Source organism: Enterococcus florum (genome assembly GCF_004309355.1).
Lineage (GTDB): Bacteria > Bacillota > Bacilli > Lactobacillales > Enterococcaceae > Enterococcus_A > Enterococcus_A florum.
The window spans coordinates 29,648-45,024 of record NZ_BJCC01000001.1; the positions used below are offsets into that span (position 1 = coordinate 29,648).

21 protein-coding genes are annotated in these 15,377 nt (G+C 38.2%); 4 read left to right on the forward strand and 17 right to left on the reverse strand.

What is annotated here, in order from left to right; genetic code table 11:
- Window positions 1-372 precede the first annotated feature (372 nt).
- The 7 genes from NRIC_RS00145 to NRIC_RS00175 all read right to left on the reverse strand — a co-directional run bounded on the left by NRIC_RS00145 (window position 373) and on the right by NRIC_RS00175 (window position 5,954).
- Window positions 373-1,551: a site-specific integrase gene (locus NRIC_RS00145; RefSeq protein ID WP_146620666.1), complete on the reverse strand. Its 1,179-nt coding sequence runs from the start codon at window positions 1,549-1,551 to the stop codon at window positions 373-375.
- Between the two features lie 104 nt (window positions 1,552-1,655).
- Window positions 1,656-1,949: a DNA-binding protein gene (locus NRIC_RS00150; RefSeq protein ID WP_227873690.1), complete on the reverse strand. Its 294-nt coding sequence runs from the start codon at window positions 1,947-1,949 to the stop codon at window positions 1,656-1,658.
- 38 nt (window positions 1,950-1,987) lie between these two features.
- Window positions 1,988-3,370 (reverse strand): Rep family protein, encoded by a 1,383-nt coding sequence (locus tag NRIC_RS00155; RefSeq protein ID WP_175579952.1) that lies wholly within the window; start codon window positions 3,368-3,370, stop codon window positions 1,988-1,990.
- 211 nt (window positions 3,371-3,581) lie between these two features.
- The gene (locus NRIC_RS00160) at window positions 3,582-4,931 is read right to left on the reverse strand and encodes a cell division protein FtsK (RefSeq protein WP_227873691.1); all 1,350 of its coding nucleotides are present in this window, start codon (window positions 4,929-4,931) and stop codon (window positions 3,582-3,584) included.
- Entirely contained in the window at window positions 4,924-5,265 is a 342-nt protein-coding gene (locus tag NRIC_RS00165) for a hypothetical protein (protein WP_146620667.1), read from the reverse strand. The genes NRIC_RS00160 and NRIC_RS00165 overlap by 8 nt, the downstream gene beginning before the upstream one ends.
- 129 nt (window positions 5,266-5,394) lie before the next feature.
- On the reverse strand, window positions 5,395-5,685 hold the full coding sequence (locus tag NRIC_RS00170) for a hypothetical protein (RefSeq protein WP_146620668.1): 291 nt from the start codon (window positions 5,683-5,685) through the stop codon (window positions 5,395-5,397).
- A 23-nt stretch (window positions 5,686-5,708) separates the two neighbouring features.
- Window positions 5,709-5,954, reverse strand: coding sequence for a hypothetical protein (locus NRIC_RS00175; protein WP_146620669.1), 246 nt, complete (start codon window positions 5,952-5,954; stop codon window positions 5,709-5,711).
- A 147-nt stretch (window positions 5,955-6,101) separates the two neighbouring features.
- On the opposite strand from NRIC_RS00175, the gene NRIC_RS00180 reads away from it, so the two are divergent.
- Entirely contained in the window at window positions 6,102-6,362 is a 261-nt protein-coding gene (locus NRIC_RS00180; RefSeq protein ID WP_146620670.1) for an IS1/IS1595 family N-terminal zinc-binding domain-containing protein, read from the forward strand.
- Between the two features lie 93 nt (window positions 6,363-6,455).
- Here the strand turns inward: NRIC_RS00180 and NRIC_RS00185 are convergent, their stop codons facing one another.
- A complete protein-coding gene (locus NRIC_RS00185) occupies window positions 6,456-7,229 on the reverse strand; it encodes a hypothetical protein (protein ID WP_146620671.1) in 774 nt (257 codons plus the stop codon).
- Between the two features lie 9 nt (window positions 7,230-7,238).
- Window positions 7,239-7,730 carry a hypothetical protein gene (locus NRIC_RS00190; protein WP_146620672.1) on the reverse strand — a complete coding sequence of 164 codons (492 nt, stop codon included), beginning with the start codon at window positions 7,728-7,730 and terminating at the stop codon, window positions 7,239-7,241.
- 141 nt (window positions 7,731-7,871) lie between these two features.
- Here NRIC_RS00190 and NRIC_RS00195 point away from each other — a divergent pair, with 141 nt between their 5' ends.
- Window positions 7,872-8,234: a helix-turn-helix domain-containing protein gene (locus NRIC_RS00195; RefSeq protein WP_146620673.1), complete on the forward strand. Its 363-nt coding sequence runs from the start codon at window positions 7,872-7,874 to the stop codon at window positions 8,232-8,234.
- Between the two features lie 183 nt (window positions 8,235-8,417).
- Here the strand turns inward: NRIC_RS00195 and NRIC_RS00200 are convergent, their stop codons facing one another.
- The 8 genes from NRIC_RS00200 to rpsP form a co-directional block, all read right to left on the reverse strand.
- Complete coding sequence (locus tag NRIC_RS00200; RefSeq protein WP_146620674.1) at window positions 8,418-9,074, reverse strand: hypothetical protein; 657 nt, start codon at window positions 9,072-9,074, stop codon at window positions 8,418-8,420.
- A gap of 334 nt (window positions 9,075-9,408) precedes the next feature.
- Window positions 9,409-9,756 (reverse strand): 50S ribosomal protein L19, encoded by a 348-nt coding sequence (rplS, locus tag NRIC_RS00205; protein WP_010756017.1) that lies wholly within the window; start codon window positions 9,754-9,756, stop codon window positions 9,409-9,411.
- 141 nt (window positions 9,757-9,897) lie between these two features.
- On the reverse strand, window positions 9,898-11,166 hold the full coding sequence (locus tag NRIC_RS00210) for a TIGR00341 family protein (RefSeq protein WP_146620675.1): 1,269 nt from the start codon (window positions 11,164-11,166) through the stop codon (window positions 9,898-9,900).
- Window positions 11,167-11,243: 77 nt separating this feature from the next.
- Entirely contained in the window at window positions 11,244-11,984 is a 741-nt protein-coding gene (trmD, locus tag NRIC_RS00215; RefSeq protein ID WP_146620676.1) for a tRNA (guanosine(37)-N1)-methyltransferase TrmD, read from the reverse strand.
- Window positions 11,974-12,498 carry a ribosome maturation factor RimM gene (gene rimM / locus NRIC_RS00220; RefSeq protein ID WP_146620677.1) on the reverse strand — a complete coding sequence of 175 codons (525 nt, stop codon included), beginning with the start codon at window positions 12,496-12,498 and terminating at the stop codon, window positions 11,974-11,976. Before rimM ends, trmD begins: the two co-directional genes overlap by 11 nt.
- A gap of 15 nt (window positions 12,499-12,513) precedes the next feature.
- Window positions 12,514-13,272: a hypothetical protein gene (locus NRIC_RS00225; RefSeq protein ID WP_146620678.1), complete on the reverse strand. Its 759-nt coding sequence runs from the start codon at window positions 13,270-13,272 to the stop codon at window positions 12,514-12,516.
- Between the two features lie 80 nt (window positions 13,273-13,352).
- Window positions 13,353-13,598, reverse strand: a complete 246-nt coding sequence (locus NRIC_RS00230) for a KH domain-containing protein (protein WP_146620679.1) — start codon at window positions 13,596-13,598, stop codon at window positions 13,353-13,355.
- Window positions 13,599-13,609: 11 nt separating this feature from the next.
- Window positions 13,610-13,885: a 30S ribosomal protein S16 gene (gene rpsP / locus NRIC_RS00235; RefSeq protein WP_146620680.1), complete on the reverse strand. Its 276-nt coding sequence runs from the start codon at window positions 13,883-13,885 to the stop codon at window positions 13,610-13,612.
- 174 nt (window positions 13,886-14,059) lie between these two features.
- Between rpsP and NRIC_RS00240 the strand changes: the two genes are divergently transcribed.
- Window positions 14,060-14,614, forward strand: coding sequence for an NADPH-dependent FMN reductase (locus NRIC_RS00240; RefSeq protein WP_146620681.1), 555 nt, complete (start codon window positions 14,060-14,062; stop codon window positions 14,612-14,614).
- A gap of 83 nt (window positions 14,615-14,697) precedes the next feature.
- Complete coding sequence (locus NRIC_RS00245) at window positions 14,698-15,369, forward strand: HAD family hydrolase (protein ID WP_146620682.1); 672 nt, start codon at window positions 14,698-14,700, stop codon at window positions 15,367-15,369.
- Window positions 15,370-15,377 lie beyond the last annotated feature (8 nt).

Sequence of the window (15,377 nt, forward strand, 5' to 3'; positions counted from 1 at the left end):
TTGAATTGGGTATTCTACCGGACGAGAGTTGATCCCAACCTCTGGACTGTAAAATTCGGTAATCGTTTTGGTACTTTCAAGATGAATAATGTAGTCACTGACTTACTACCTTTTTCACCATTTTTGACTGCATACGTAGTCAACTTTGGAAAATCTAGGAAAATACAGGATAAAAAGTCCGAAAAACCGAATTCTCTCGAAAAAAGAGCAAAAGAAAAAGCCCTTGATACCAAGGACTTTCGCAGTTATTACTTCGATAAAGAATCTCAGAAAACCTATCTTCTGATTTCTTTGATTCTAGCGAAAGCCTCTAGAGGCTTGATATAAAGCTATTCTATTTAGTTTTGACTACTTTTGACTAGATTTTTATAGCTACTCTTCCAGTTCAATAAAGGCGGTCAAAGGTTTAAGTCGTTCATTAGCAGTCAAATGACGGTAAATTTCACTTGTTGATTTATCTGTGTGACCAAGTCTGGCTTTTAGGACATCCCAACTACAATGTTCAGCAACTAAACTAGTCATTGTATGACGTGCTAAGTGTGTATGAAAAGGCTTATTAATTCCAGAACGACTAACACATTTCTTTATATGGTCATTTACATACTCTCGTCGAAAAGGAATTCCTCGTTTGCTTTGTTCTAAATATATGAACAAATAATTATCGTCGTTTTTGAATTCTAAATCTTTACGCATCTTATCGAGCGATTCAACCAACACTTTCAGCTTGTTCATTACTAAGGGAGTAACAGCTACTCGCCTTGCCGAGCTGTTTGTTTTAGTAGACTCAATCCGAAAATCAGCTTGTTTTCCACTAACAACTGTTTGTTTGTAGAAAAGAATTTCGTTAGTCTCAGTCAAAATATCAGACTTTTGAAGTGCTAAAGCTTCAGATACACGACATCCTGTATAAAATAGAACATGAAATAATGTGGATAGAGGCAAGTCTTCGTGAATTATTGAATAGTTTAGAAAAGTTCTCAACTCATCAATCGTGAGATAGTCTTGATCTAGGCAATTCAATGATTTTTTTAGTTCTTCAACACTTTTTTGATATTTGGGCAATTTGACTCCAGTTAATGGATTGCTCGTTAGAAAACTTTTTTTGACGCAAAATTTGAATATCATATTCAAGGTTTGCTTCAATCCTTGAAGTGAGTTTTTTGAATAGCCTTTAGATTTCCCATCAATGCCTTTTTCTTTAAGCATATAGAAAAAGCCTTCTAAAAACTCCGATTCTAACTCAACCAGTTCTTTGTCGCCCAACCAACGGCAAAGGGTCTTTAGAATTTCTGAGCGTTTCTCATACGTACTTTGTTTTTGCTCACCTAAACTTTTATAATATTCAAACCACAATTTGGCAACTACTGAGAATTTTTCGTTTTTAGTAACTATTTGCTTTTTAAAACGATATTCCTTTTCCATTTCTAAGTAAGCAAGTTGTGCTTCGCGCTTTGTTCTGAAACCACGCTTCGTCGTTCGAAACGCTTGAAAATACCACGTTACTTTTCCTTTCGAATTGATTTTCCTCTTAAATCTATCTTTCGTTTCCATAAAATCCTCCTAGTGTCATGAAGGAAGTTGTGGGCAGTATAGATTTTCTGTTGAAGTAAATTCTTATGCTGCCATTATCACATAACTTTCTTCCATTGTAAATTTTATAATGAGTTGATCTCTCTCATAATCTTTCGAAAGCCTTCAAAATCTTTGTCTCGATACCATGCAATTATGTCGTCTCTCAAATAATGCCCACGTATTCCTTTCCAGCATGGCGGAAATTCAGTGTAATTTATCAGACGGTTCAAAGTGCTATCACTGATTTGAAATTCTTTTTTCAAATCTGAATTTGTCAGCACGAGAGGGAGTTCTTTTATACTTGCGATTTCTAAAATATAATGTATTATTGTCAGTGTTTTTTCATCCAGATGTACTTCCTTGTTTTCGTTATCCATCTTATTCACCTTTCGTGTATAATGAGGGAAGCAAGTTTCTATTTACTTGCTACCTTTTTAGGAATGCTTGTCACAGTTGTTTTTGCGGACGGTTGTGACAGGCTCTTTGTTTTCCATTTCATATTTTGTTGCACTGTCTTTAGGATTTTTCCTAAACCTCTATTCTTTTTGTGTCTATTTACCTTCACAAATTTGTGAGAATATCGACCATCAAGATTTTTCTTCTTAGGCAACAATAATTTGCCTCTTTTCATGTAATGTTCATCTTGTGTTGAAGTATATAAATTAAAACCTTCGTTAATTTTGATCAATAATTCAACTCTGCGAATGAACTGTCCCGCATCTTCTGAGAAATTGAATCGAACATTTTCGAAAAAATCAACAGGTTCCTTTGTACTTGTGATAATAATGATTTTTGCCGAACCTAATTTATTATGATATCTTGCACTAATTGGACTAATAGTGTATGGATCAAGTAGCTTTAACCAATCCGAGACACTTAAACTATCAGCACGAATATCATCTAGAAATAAAATTTCTTGTCCATTGTATTCGTCAAATGGATTTGTAGAAGCCGTCATACAAAATTCCCAAGACATTTTTTCATAATACAAAGCAAGCGTTTGTATCATCTTAATTATTTTTTTACTCAAAATAGTTTTTCCTACACCACTTTTTGCATGAATGAAAATAACTGTCTTTTTGAATCTACCCGCTTCTAAATCAGCTATTGTTTGATAACTTTTACTTTCTCCAAAAGTTTCAAATGCTTCATTTATCTTTCTTTTATGGAGAGCATATATTTTGTATAAATCATCTGTCAGCATTATTTGACTCTTTGTAAGATTACCTGCAACAATTTCTGACACTACATAATCAATACTTTGATTTGTTTCTGTTGCTTCCTTAATCGCACGCCCCTTTACCCATTTATCCATTCTGCGATTATAGACACTAAAATAATCTTCGCCTTTGGCTGTTACGACTTCTTTTGGATCGTACTGAAACTTTTCAAGATCTTTTGCATGTACAAGATAAGCGGTCATATTATCATAACCATATCGTCCAGACTTGGCTTTTTCCAAATACTGAGGTTCAATCCCCGAGGTTACGGCTAGGTTGGTAATCGTATTCCCTTTGTCAAATTTAATTAATAGATGAACATGCTTTGCTTTCTTCTCGATAACATTTTCCATTTTTTCTGAATCCCATACGGCAATCTCATCCTTGTCATGAATGATTCCGTACGCTTCGCTCACTACGCAATCGCTCTTTTCAAGCCGATTGACCACTTCTTCTAAAAGAGGTCGAATATTTCCTTTTTTTGCTTCTTCTATATAATCTTTATCCCATTCATGCCAAAACTGCTCATCTAATTGCTGAACAATCATGACACAATTCAAAACAGCTTGTTTCTTCATATTTAAATCAGTCCTTTTCAAACTATTCTTTTAACTATTCCGTTAAAATTTTTGAGTAAAACATTACAGTAATTAGGCTTTTGGCCTGATAAATCAATTTTTTGGAATTATTACGGCACATCGACAAGCCCAGTGCCGTGTAGGCGTAGAATAATTAAATAGTTAAATGTTACGCAGTGCAATGCAAGCCTTGCACTGCGTTTGATCTATCTTATTTTTCTATGAACCACGGTGTTTCATAAAAATGTGGTGTTTCCCATCTTCTTCCACTACTTACAACCCTAGCGACTCCTTGACCTGTTTCGTATGAACGCTTGGGCATATCTGCAAAACCTGCCATCAGATACTTTCGTTCATCAGCGGAATCAGCGGCTCCACCTAACATAATAACTGCGTCTGAGCAATTTACACGCGCTAGAGAAGGAAGAAAGCCCTCTTTAGTAGCAAATTGGCTGATAGCAATAATGTGTATACCAGCACTAGCACCGGTTGCACTCAATTTGTTAACAGCAACTTCCCAACGCTTTTTTAGTGATTTATCAAGTTCTAGTTCCGCATTAAGATTTCCAATTTCATCAAAGAAAACAGCTACATCATTCATATTTTCTATTTCAAGGTACTTTTCTTTATCCGCTTCATTGATTTCATCAAGTCTTGATAACATGACTTGTACCCAGTACTCAGCTCGTTCAACAATCTCGATTGCTGTACTTTTTCCATTGAATTCTTTGACATAGCGATCATATTTTGCGGAATTATATTCCACTTCCCAACCTTGTAAAATCATTAAAGGAGCCATATATCGACCAGCTAATACTGATTTTCCCGATCGGGTACGAGCAATAATGCTAAGATGAGGTGTCATATTAGAATGCCATATCAAGTCATCTGATAAACGAATAGCATGAACATCTGTATCAATAAATTCTGCTAAGGATTCATCAGAATCTTTAACGTAAAGCCTATTTGAAGTTTGCATGTCTTCAAAATGAAAGAGCATATACGTATCACCATCTGTCAGTTCGGATGAGACAACAGCAAAACGTCTGTATTTACCACTGAGAATACCTGATATTCTTTGTTCATATTTTTCCCGATCCATGCGCTCATAATTTGCAATATTTTCAATTGCTACATAACCATATGTTTGATCATCGGCAATCCAAACACAAATTTGTGGCATTTCATCACCATATCGAGTTGTATTCGATAATTTCAATACATCCGTGATTTGTTTATCATTAAATAAGCTTTTAATTTTTTTAGACAGCTTCTGTGATTCTTTTGACATAGCCATCAAATCAAATGTGGTTACTCGCTCTTGATTTTTATAAGAAACAACAAAACCAATTACAAGTAGAATTGTACAAATGAAGGTAAATATAATTGCTCGTTTAGAATAATCTTCAATCAAAGCAAAATATTTACTCGAGCTACTCAAATGATAGATGTATCCACTTAGTCCACTAGATGTAAAGGAAATTACCAAAGTCATCAAAAAATATTGATGACTTTGGAATTTACTTTGTTTGTTGCGAATGATTCTTCGATACTTACGCATTTTTCTGTACAACTTCAACAGAATCTGCTGAGTACCATCCGCCCCGGCTAGTTTGACCACCAACTACATTTTTAAAGTGCAACATTGTACCAAATTTAACGTCCACTTTATTCGGTGCTTTAATCACATATTCTAAATTTTGTGTATGATCAGCGATAGGATAACGATATTTACCATCTTCTAAAGCTTCGATCGAACCTGCCAAAAGCACTTTGAGATCAAGGATAGCATCCGTTGTATACTCGTTTCCGGTCCTTGGACTGATCTTCGTAATTTCTGATGTTGGATGACCTAGCACGATAGCTAAAGGGTTTACCCAAACAGGTGATGACATAACACATCAATTCCTTTCTGTACAGCAGTTTTTGCTGTAAATACAATAGTGACGTTGCAACATAACAGAACTCTTTTAATGACTTAACTGTTAAGGGTCATGTAACATTTTCTGTAACTTGTATTGCGATTAAAAATTTGTAGCATCTTGTTCTTTGTAGATTGTTTTATAATCTTCTAATTTTTCTTTTGCTATATATATTTCATTAATCTGTGTGGCTCTCGATGAATTCGCGAATGTTAGAACATACTTTCCAAATTTCAAATTTACAGGATAATCGAATTTATCTTCGGCAATAACACAGTTCATTTTTTTAATCGCTGTATTGAGTTCTTCTGATGAAGCATTACAAGCTTTCAAGAATTCAAAAATAGATACCAAGTTGGTGGACGTTGTTTTGATTTGTGTTGAAATTTTCATTTTTGTTTACCTCGTTAGTTAATTTATTTCTTTGATACAAGCCATTTATCGTTTTGTAGTTCAACATTCAAATCTAGTTCACAAGCTTTTTCCAACAAGCTGATGGAGAAGTATGGAAATTCTAAAACTGAATACTCTTCAAATGTAGCTCGTTCAAGTGCATATTCTAGAAATACTTCATACGTACTACTTAATAAAATGTCGTATATCTTAGTGTTTTTGAAATTTTTCTGGAACGTCTCTTTTGATGTCACTTTTTTTAAATTCATTGTTATTCCTTCTTTCTTGTTTGCTATAAAATCTTTCAAGATTTTGCTGCTTTCTTGATAGTCTTATTCTATGATATATATAAATAAATAGAAATTCGGTAGCGACAAAAGGTGGGTTTTGATATAATAAAGTAGAGGAGGGCGCATATGAAATGTAAAAAAGAAAACTGCCATGGAAAAGCAAATAAAGATGGTACTAAAAATGGTAAACAAAGATTTCGTTGCAAATCATGTGGACATGTTTTTCATAAGGAGTCACGTACGAGATTAACAGAAGAGCAGAGACAAGATGCAATTGCTTATAGATTTGAGGGACATACGAGAAAAGAAACAAGTGATCGGTTTGGGGTCAGCGTCAGAACTATTGAAAGATTATCAAACAAGGCTAAAGAAAACCCCATCTTTTAGCCTTATTTTCTTCTAGACTAACTTTAAACAAAAATCCCCCAGAATCTACGCGTATCAAGCGAAGATTCTGGGGGTGCTTTTGAAATGAGGTAATTAGTGACCCCACTCTATGCCTCCTATGCTGTCATTTCCCCCAGGGCTGTCTTGGATTCCGCTTGCATTCCCGGGCGTCCCACCAGCGGGTCCTGATGGCAGAGGGTTATTTGGCACTGGAGCGGGAGGTTGATAGTTTGGCGTCGTTGGTTGTTGATAGCTTGGTTGCTGATAATTTTGTTGTTGCTCTTGATAGATGGGTTGGTTATTTTGTTGTGACTGTGCTTGTTCAGCCGGTTGCGCTAATTCCGTTGATACATTGAAATCATCAGCTTGGGCTATCTCTTTTTCAGTTGCCTCTTTTTTAATCTCTTCTATTAAAGAGTTCAGTTTGTTTTGTATAGTTTCTTTATCTGATTTCAAATAACTATCAGTTACTTTGTCTAATAATGCTTGTACTGCTCTTATATCTTCTTCCGCCTTTGATTTTGTTGCTTTATCTAATGCAATGTTCAAGTCTGAAACCTGTTTCAATAGATCAACCAATTTTGACAATTTTTTAGCAAGTCTAGTTTTTTCTGCTTCTTGATTGTCGCTAAGTCCATCAATTGAAACGTTTGCTGACTCAATGTCTTTTTCATTTCTAGTCTTATACGCTTGATCAACAGCATTTTCTGCAGATTTTAAATTGTCTGCTTCTTTTTTGACTTGTTCTTCTTGTTTTTTTTGAGCAATCTCCCTTGCTTGAACTTCACTGTTGTGATGAACACCATATGCAATGCCACCAGCTAAAAAAAATACAGCTAGTGTAGCAATAACAACCCTCTTTTTCATTCTATCCCCTCATTTCCATACATCATCTTTATCATTATTAACAAATAGTATCTTATTATGTTTGACTGCTTTTCTCCATGTCTTTATCCCACTGATGGGGGCAATAAAGGCTATCCATATCTGAATAACGATATTTTGAACAACGATTTTCCAAATCAAACTCCAAATAGAACCTACATAAATAATGTTTCTTGAAAATGTATCAATTACTCCACCTTGATAGCTCCAGTATGCATAATGCCAAAAAATAAATGCAATCACAGTCCAAATTAACGGTACAGTACTGTGTCGACTTATAAGACTATCCGTTTCAGATGTTGAACCCATGTAGCGAATAAATAAAAACATCAATAAACAGCCAACGAGCCGTCTTATATTGTATTGTTTTCGATATTCAACAGTTAGATGCTCTTTAATTGAAGCATACACCCCTTTTGCTTTATTAGCATAATCCATTTCATTTTTCTTGGAAACTTCAACCTTTTCCTCAATTTCATCCATTTCTAATCTCTCCTTTTTTTAAGATAAACGAACAAAATAATTTTACCATTAAAGAGTCGTTTTTAACACCCCTAAGAGCTCGATTTGACTCTGATGTAAAAAGTCAATTTCGTTTAATCTTAACGGTAGGAGGGGACTATCATGCAATTGAATGATTTAATTGTTCAACGAATAAAATTTTTCCGTACAAAGCAAAAAATTAGTCAAGATACTTTGTCGAAGCGTGCAGGATTAGAACTAAAGTATATAAATAAAATTGAGAACAAAAAAATTGGAATAACCATTGCTACTTTAGAGAATATTATTATTAAAGGATTAAATATTAGTTACAGTGAATTTTTTGATTTTCCAAAAATTGAAGATGCTGATGAAAATCACGAACAGGCCATAGCCAAATTCAATGATGAAGAATTAAAAGAAATGCTGTTGAAATTTTTAAATTTTTCTGATGAATTTGAGGATAAGCTAAAAAAAATTAAGCAGAATCTAAACACAAAGCAATAACGGTTATTGACCTTCTAATGTTAGATTACTTCTTTTATAATTGAAAAATTTTCTAACTGTCTGCTGAAATTGGTAGGCAGTTTTTTAAACCTCGACTTCGCTCGGTTGCCCTGCATTTTAAGTGTGCGAAATAAGAACTCTTTCACACACTCAAAAAGCAGGCTATTAGTAGGGTTTGATTTTTTAAGAATGACTTTGCTTTAAATTTTTGGTAAGTTTTTCAACTTTGGTTTTTCTATAGTCAAAACCAAGCTCTTGCATTAACATTTCCCAACTTTTGTTCATCTGACGCATAATAGTTGAAGGTGAGGGAATGATTGATTTGTCATAACTCTTTTCAAATTCAGTTCTTGATAGACTTTCAGTTAAACCTAATCGATTAATTTCATCATAAATAAGTTTTAACAATTCAAAATCAGTATACTTATCCGAATCTTTCTCCTGTTTAAATAGATAATTTAAATCACCAAATCGTTTTTTTAGTGTAGATAGTGAGGGCATACCTCTTCCAACAATCACTTTTTCATATTTTCTTTGGGAGCAAATTCTATTTTCTTTTACAAATTCTTTAACCATTTGCTCAAGATCAGAATTATTAATAGCGTTCCATCGATATCTATCATAAGGCTTTTTCCCCAAGGTTAGTAAAAGGTTATCCCACGATTTAAATCGTGTGTTAATAAACCATGTGCTAGGAACTGCATGTGGTTGTTCATTGAGTTTACTTTGATATTGTCTTACTGATTGAATTTCGTTCTTATTGATGAACTCTTGAATGATCCCCAAAAGTTGAAAATCATTCATTTCCTTCCATACTATACGTTTATCATTTGCTTGCATTTAATTAGCTCTCCTTTGAAAGTACTTATAAGAAGCCTGCAATATTTGCTTTTGTGCAACTGAGTTTGCTGCAATGGTTTTTCTTTCCGATTTGAGCAACCACAACTTCAAAGATGCACAATTCGGTAATCGTTTTGGTATTTTAGGAATGGCTTTTGTAGTCAGTCCAACCCCTTAATTTATTCCATTTTTGACTACACAGGTAGTCAAAGTGGGAAAATCTAAGGGAATTTGAGAAAAATTTCGATTTTTAGAAAAAAAGAGCAAAAGAAAAAGTCCTTGATTACCAAGGACTTTCGCAGGTTGTACTTCAACAGGAAGTCTAAAAACTTGCCTATCTTCTGATTTCTTTGATACGCGCTGCTTTTCCGTGTAATGCACGTAGGTAGTACAATTTTGCACGACGTACTTTACCGTAGCGAACAACTTCGATTTTAGCAACACGTGGTGTGTGCAATGGGAAAGTACGTTCCACACCGACACCGTTAGAGATTTTACGTACTGTGTAAGTTTCGCTGATGCCAGCTCCACGGCGTTTGATGACTACGCCTTCGAATAACTGGATACGTTCGCGAGTTCCTTCGACAACTTTCGCGTGAACACGTACAGTGTCCCCAGGACGAAATGCAGGAATATCCTGACGTAATTGATCTTGTGTTAGTTCTTGAATCAATGGATTCATTTTTATCATTCTCCTTATTCCCAAACATTCTTAAGGCCTTGCCCCAGCGGAACATCGTAATAGTTGAGAGCTTTACACTCACCAAAACATTCTAACACAATTAAAATGCATCTGTAAAGAAGATTTTCTTGTCATCTGTGATTAATTGACGACCCTGATAGCTATTTCTTCTTTTTGATTCGTTGCATAATCTTTTGCCTGTGCCTCGATTTCTTGCAGATCGTCTTCAGATGCGTCTTTGCGCAGAGTGATTTCGACGATTCCTTCTACTTTACCCTCTTTTGTCTCGGTATCACGCAGGGTCACACTGCTGATTCGGTTTGGGAAATCGGTAAATAGATTGCGTTTAATCTGATCCATGTTTTCTCTGAGCGCATCGTCTTCGATCGGATTGTTCAAGCGTTGTGTCTCTGTCTGCGAGCCGCGGCCTTGGTTTCGCTCTTCGAAATAGCGGTCGATCTCCTGCAATGTCAACGAGTCGCTATCTGCAACTTGCTGCACCACCAGCTTATAATCGGTTAGTTTGTAGTCCTTCAGTTTATTCTGCAGGTCGGTCAACTGTTCCGCGCTCAATTCTGAACCGATCGTATCTACGACGATTTCTCGATCCTCGGCATCAACGGTTTGACTCAGCACATAATATTGAGCAAATTCACTGGTCACAAATTGTTTTGCATTTTGCTCTGCCACCTGTTTTTGAACTAAAAATTTTGCCGAATACAAACTTGGCAGCAGCACCAAAACGGCAACAACGATCATCAAGTAGTTCCGCTTTTTTTCCTCCTGTGATTTAACCACTTTGCGTTTGGAGACCTGCAAGATCTGTACCACGATAAATGCAGTGATCACGATACAGGAGACATTGACCAGAAAAAGATAGCCCGCTCCTAAAAAATAAGACAGATTCTGTTCATAAATGCCATACCCCATCACACACAATGGCGGCATCAAGGTGGTAGCAATCGCCACACCGGGTACGATATTATTGGGTTCTTTTTTTCGAGCACCAATCATTCCCGCAACACCACCGAAGATCGCAATGATCGCATCCCAAATCGTCGGCTGTGTTCGAGATAAGATCTCGCTGCTGGCATAGGTGATCGGAGACAATAAAAAATAGATCGCTGCAGCCAAAATCGCAAAGCCCGCTTCTATCAGCAACAGCTTCAGAGCTTTTCCAGTCAAGATGGAATCAAACGTAGCCAAGCCCATCCCCAGCCCTTGAACAGGAGCCATGATCGGTGAAATCAGCATGGCGCCGATCACCACGGGCTGCGAATTCATATTCAACCCGATAGAAGCGATTACAATCGCGCAAACTAGGATAAAGATGTTTTCTTTTTTAGGATAAATGCCATCATAGATTTTATCGTACAGCTCCTGGTTGGTTAAAACCGAGGAATCCTCCATACGCCATCGCTCCTTTTTCTTTTTATTCTAGCAAAAAAGCCCGACTGACTAAAACAATATGCTAGTCAGTCGCGCTTTTATTCTTGTTCTTCGTGTTTGATCTCCGTTAAAAGCTTGCTCATTTCTGGCGTCAGATCGACCTGTGCCAACATGTCTGGTCGCCTCAAATACGTCCGGCGTAATGATTCCTTCAGCTGCCATTCTTCGATCAGCCGATGATGGCCATTGGTTAACACTTCGGGCACGGACAGACCATTGAACTCAGCTGGCCGGGTATACTGCGGGTGCTCCAGCAAACCGGTGGAATGAGAATCGGTTTTGGCTGAAGTCTGATTGCCGAGAACCTCCGGCAGCAGTCGAACAGTAGCATCGATCATCACCATCGCCCCCAGCTCTCCGCCGGTCAGCACGTAATCTCCTAAAGAGACTTCGTCCGTCACAAGCGTCCGGATCCGTTCATCATACCCTTCATAATGACCGCAGATAAACACCAGCTGCTCTTCATTCGCAAACTCTTCAGCCATTTTTTGATTGAAGGGCTTGCCGGCAGGATCTAGTAAGATCACCCGTTTCTGCTGGTCTCCCGTTTCTTGTTCGATTGCTTTCAAATTATCATAGATCGGCTGGACCTTCAGCAGCATGCCTGCCCCGCCGCCATAAGGATAGTCATCTACTTGCTTGTGCTTATTGTCTGAATAGTCCCGAAAATTATGGACATTGATCTCCAACAGATCCTTCTCCACTGCCTTGCCAATGATTGACTCTCCCATCGGGCCTTCGAACATTCTTGGAAACAGGGTCAATACATCAATTCGCATCGTCTATCAATCCTTCCGGGATCTCAACCCGAACCACTCCTGCATTCAAATCGATCTCCTGTACGACAGATTCAATATAAGGAATCAATGCATCCTTTTTGCCTTTACGCTTAACAACCCAAACGTCGTTAGCTCCTGGTGATAGAATCTCTATGATCTCACCTAGTTCACTCTCTTTTTCATCAATCACCTTCAGGCCAATGATCTCATGATAGTAGAACTCATTTTCACCCAATTCATCCAGCTGTTCTTCCGAAACCTTTAGCAAACTGTCTCGAAAGGGCTCGACCTGATTGATCGTGGTATAGCCTTCAAAAGAAAGCAGGTCAAAATTTTTGTGCTTGCGATGACTGGCGATCGTCAACTTTAGCGGGGACTCTTTTTCCTTAAATAAATACAACAAGTTTCCGACTTGGTAACGTTCCTCAGGGAAATCGGTCTGTGAGATTACCCGAACTTCCCCACGAATGCCGTGGGTATTGACAATCTTTCCAACTTTGTAATAATTGGTCACTTTTTTTCTCCTTCTTTATCGATTCATCGAAGCCGCCATGCGCAGGCTGCCCATCGGTTCGATATTTTTGGTTTTATAGACGACATTGTCTTTCTGCCAAACGACCATGTTGCGATCATACTCAAATCCATTGACTCGCAGGGTAACCTGGCCGACGTCATGCGGGACTGGCAATTGTACTTTTTCCAAAAAAGCTGCCGCCTCTTTTGCTAGTGGAATCAGTTCTTTCTGGTCCTCATCTGACCGGATCAGAAAGTTCCACGCGTTCTTTTTCCAGTTCAAATAATCGCTGTCTTCCTCTTTTTGCTGCGTCGCTGTGATCGATGATCCAAGGTCGATTTTTTCCCCACTGGGATCGTACGCCGGAGCTACCTCTTCACGCGCCGCTTCCTTCGAAGATAGGATCATGCGTTGAAATTGAGCGATTGGTTCCTTGTCAACCAAACGCGGGTCATTCAGCGGGACTGGCTCTTCGACTAAGTAATAGAAAACAGTCAGCACACCATTGCTTTCAGTAGCAAACATGGCCAGTTGATTGTCGCTGTTCACTGCATTTGGCAGCGGAAAGGTTTCTTTTGGATAATAAGCCAGTAGCTCATCCATCGCAGTGTCCGTATCACTAGAGTCTGTACTCGAAGAAGATTGACTGGACGCCTTTGTCTGACTGATGGATTCTTCAGTTGAGGACGACGTGGTCGTGGTCGTCGTCGCCTGCTCTGCTCCTTGACAAGCTGTCAGAAGCAGCAGACTGGCCAATAGCAAGAATATCTTCAAGGGCCTCACCTCCTGATAGTATTCTACCTTATCTAAACAGAAAAAACACCCGAATCTAACGATGCGAGTGTTTGACTGATCTATTTTCCGTCTACAATGTTCAGACGAACTTTTTTGGGACCTTCTGTGCGTACGCTGTAAACGATCGTACGAATGGCCTTAGCGACGCGTCCCTGTTTTCCAATGATTCGGCCGATATCTTCAGGTGCCACGGATAAGTTGTACTCGAAGAAATCTTTCGATTCATTGATTTCTAATTCCACTTCATCAGGTTTGGTAACCAAAGGACGAACAATGGTTAACACAAGGTTTGATAAATCTTGCATAGTTGTCCACCTTATTTCTTAGTGAATTTAGCTTCATGATGTTTTTGCATGATACCTTCTTTTGAAAGGATATTGCGGACTGTGTCAGAAGGTTGCGCACCTTTAGCTAACCAGCTTAAAACATCTTCCTCTTTTAAAACGACTTCTGCAGGGTCTTTCAAAGGATTGTAAGTACCTACAGTTTCGATAAAACGTCCATCACGAGGAGAACGAGAATCAGCAACAACGATACGGTAAAAAGGTTTCTTTTTAGAACCCATACGTTTCAAGCGAATTTTAACTGCCATTGTATAAATACACCTCCATTTAATTAATCACAAGAGGTAGTGTATCACGCTTTTGAACAGCTGTAAAGAGTTTTTTCTTTACAGCTGTAAAAATTCTGCCGAGTCATATCATTTGTCAGCTTTACTTATTTTTTGTAAGATAAAAAGGTAAACAAAAACAAGGAGGATTCAATCATGACAAAAACAATCGGTATTTTCGTCGGAAGCTTGCGCAAGGACTCTTACAATAAACTTGTTGCTAAAAAATTCGCTGAGCTGCTTCCTGAAGGCTATGAAGCTAAATTCATCGAAATCGGCAACCTGCCTTTTTACAACGAAGACTTGGAAGTCGAAGGAAAGGTGCCTGAAGAATGGACGCGCTTCCGTGAAGAAGTCAAATCAGTAGATGGGGTTTACTTCGTAAGTCCGGAATACAATCGTTCAGTACCCGCAGTCTTAAAAAATGCACTAGATGTGGGATCTCGTCCCATGGGCAGCAGTGTATGGGGCGGCAAACCAGGACTTGTCGTGACCGTTTCTCCTGGCGGACCTGGCGGCTTTGGTGCCAACCATCATCTGCGGCAATCTTTGGTGTTCCTAGACGTACCGACCCTGCAGCAACCAGAAGCTTACATTGGTGGGATCATGAATCTTGTAGACAAAGATGGAAATATTGCAGATAACACGGTCCAATTTTTCCAAATGATCACAGATAAATACATTCAATTTTTTGAAAAACTAACCAAATAACCCATTCAAACAGGCTGTCAGCGAAAAAGGCTGGCAACCTGTTTCTTTTTTTTAGTATACTTAATGGTATTAGGAGGGATAACATGAAAGGTGTCGTATTTGATTTTAACGGAACCCTATTTCGCGATTCAGCTTACCATGAGTCGGCCTGGCAAACATTCATCTCTCAGGAGACCGACCGAAAACTGACCAAAGAAGATTTTGAGTATCATATTCATGGGGTTAACAATCAATTTGCATTGGAATATATTTTTCAGCGTTCCCTGCAGCTAGATGAGATGGAAGAGCTGGCAGAGCGCAAAGAGAAAATCTACCGTGACAACGTCCTTGCCTTGACAGATGGCAATACGCTGATCAAGGGCGTCCCTGAATTATTGGACTTCTTACACGAAAAGCAGATACCAGTCAACATCGCGACGGCTTCGATGGAAGCCAATGTGCGGTTTTACTTTAACTTTTTCGATTTGGGGCGCTGGTTTGAGTATGACAAGGTAGTTTTTAACGACGGAACTGTCAAAAGCAAACCAGACCCTGATTTCTATGTGAAGGCCAGTAAAAACATTGCGATCGCTCCAAAAGACGTTGTGGTGTTTGAAGATTCCTACTCTGGGTTGAAAGCAGCTGAGAATGCGGGTGCTGGGAGAATCTTCGCGGTCACGACCGATGACAATCGCCCTGAACTAGAGGCGATTGATTTCGTCGATAAAGTGGTTGACGATTTTACGGATCCGGCAATTTACGACTTATTTCACTAAACTCATCC

Coding starts and splice junctions, on each gene's coding strand:
- NRIC_RS00145 (WP_146620666.1), bottom strand. CDS start 1,551: ATGGAAACGAAAGATAGATTTAAGAGGAAAATCAATTCGAAAGGAAAA.
- NRIC_RS00150 (WP_227873690.1), bottom strand. CDS start 1,949: ATGGATAACGAAAACAAGGAAGTACATCTGGATGAAAAAACACTGACA.
- NRIC_RS00155 (WP_175579952.1), bottom strand. CDS start 3,370: ATGAAGAAACAAGCTGTTTTGAATTGTGTCATGATTGTTCAGCAATTA.
- NRIC_RS00160 (WP_227873691.1), bottom strand. CDS start 4,931: ATGCGTAAGTATCGAAGAATCATTCGCAACAAACAAAGTAAATTCCAA.
- NRIC_RS00165 (WP_146620667.1), bottom strand. CDS start 5,265: ATGTCATCACCTGTTTGGGTAAACCCTTTAGCTATCGTGCTAGGTCAT.
- NRIC_RS00170 (WP_146620668.1), bottom strand. CDS start 5,685: ATGAAAATTTCAACACAAATCAAAACAACGTCCACCAACTTGGTATCT.
- NRIC_RS00175 (WP_146620669.1), bottom strand. CDS start 5,954: ATGAATTTAAAAAAAGTGACATCAAAAGAGACGTTCCAGAAAAATTTC.
- NRIC_RS00180 (WP_146620670.1), top strand. CDS start 6,102: ATGAAATGTAAAAAAGAAAACTGCCATGGAAAAGCAAATAAAGATGGT.
- NRIC_RS00185 (WP_146620671.1), bottom strand. CDS start 7,229: ATGAAAAAGAGGGTTGTTATTGCTACACTAGCTGTATTTTTTTTAGCT.
- NRIC_RS00190 (WP_146620672.1), bottom strand. CDS start 7,730: ATGGATGAAATTGAGGAAAAGGTTGAAGTTTCCAAGAAAAATGAAATG.
- NRIC_RS00195 (WP_146620673.1), top strand. CDS start 7,872: ATGCAATTGAATGATTTAATTGTTCAACGAATAAAATTTTTCCGTACA.
- NRIC_RS00200 (WP_146620674.1), bottom strand. CDS start 9,074: ATGCAAGCAAATGATAAACGTATAGTATGGAAGGAAATGAATGATTTT.
- rplS (WP_010756017.1), bottom strand. CDS start 9,756: ATGAATCCATTGATTCAAGAACTAACACAAGATCAATTACGTCAGGAT.
- NRIC_RS00210 (WP_146620675.1), bottom strand. CDS start 11,166: ATGGAGGATTCCTCGGTTTTAACCAACCAGGAGCTGTACGATAAAATC.
- trmD (WP_146620676.1), bottom strand. CDS start 11,984: ATGCGAATTGATGTATTGACCCTGTTTCCAAGAATGTTCGAAGGCCCG.
- NRIC_RS00230 (WP_146620679.1), bottom strand. CDS start 13,598: ATGCAAGATTTATCAAACCTTGTGTTAACCATTGTTCGTCCTTTGGTT.
- rpsP (WP_146620680.1), bottom strand. CDS start 13,885: ATGGCAGTTAAAATTCGCTTGAAACGTATGGGTTCTAAAAAGAAACCT.
- NRIC_RS00240 (WP_146620681.1), top strand. CDS start 14,060: ATGACAAAAACAATCGGTATTTTCGTCGGAAGCTTGCGCAAGGACTCT.
- NRIC_RS00245 (WP_146620682.1), top strand. CDS start 14,698: ATGAAAGGTGTCGTATTTGATTTTAACGGAACCCTATTTCGCGATTCA.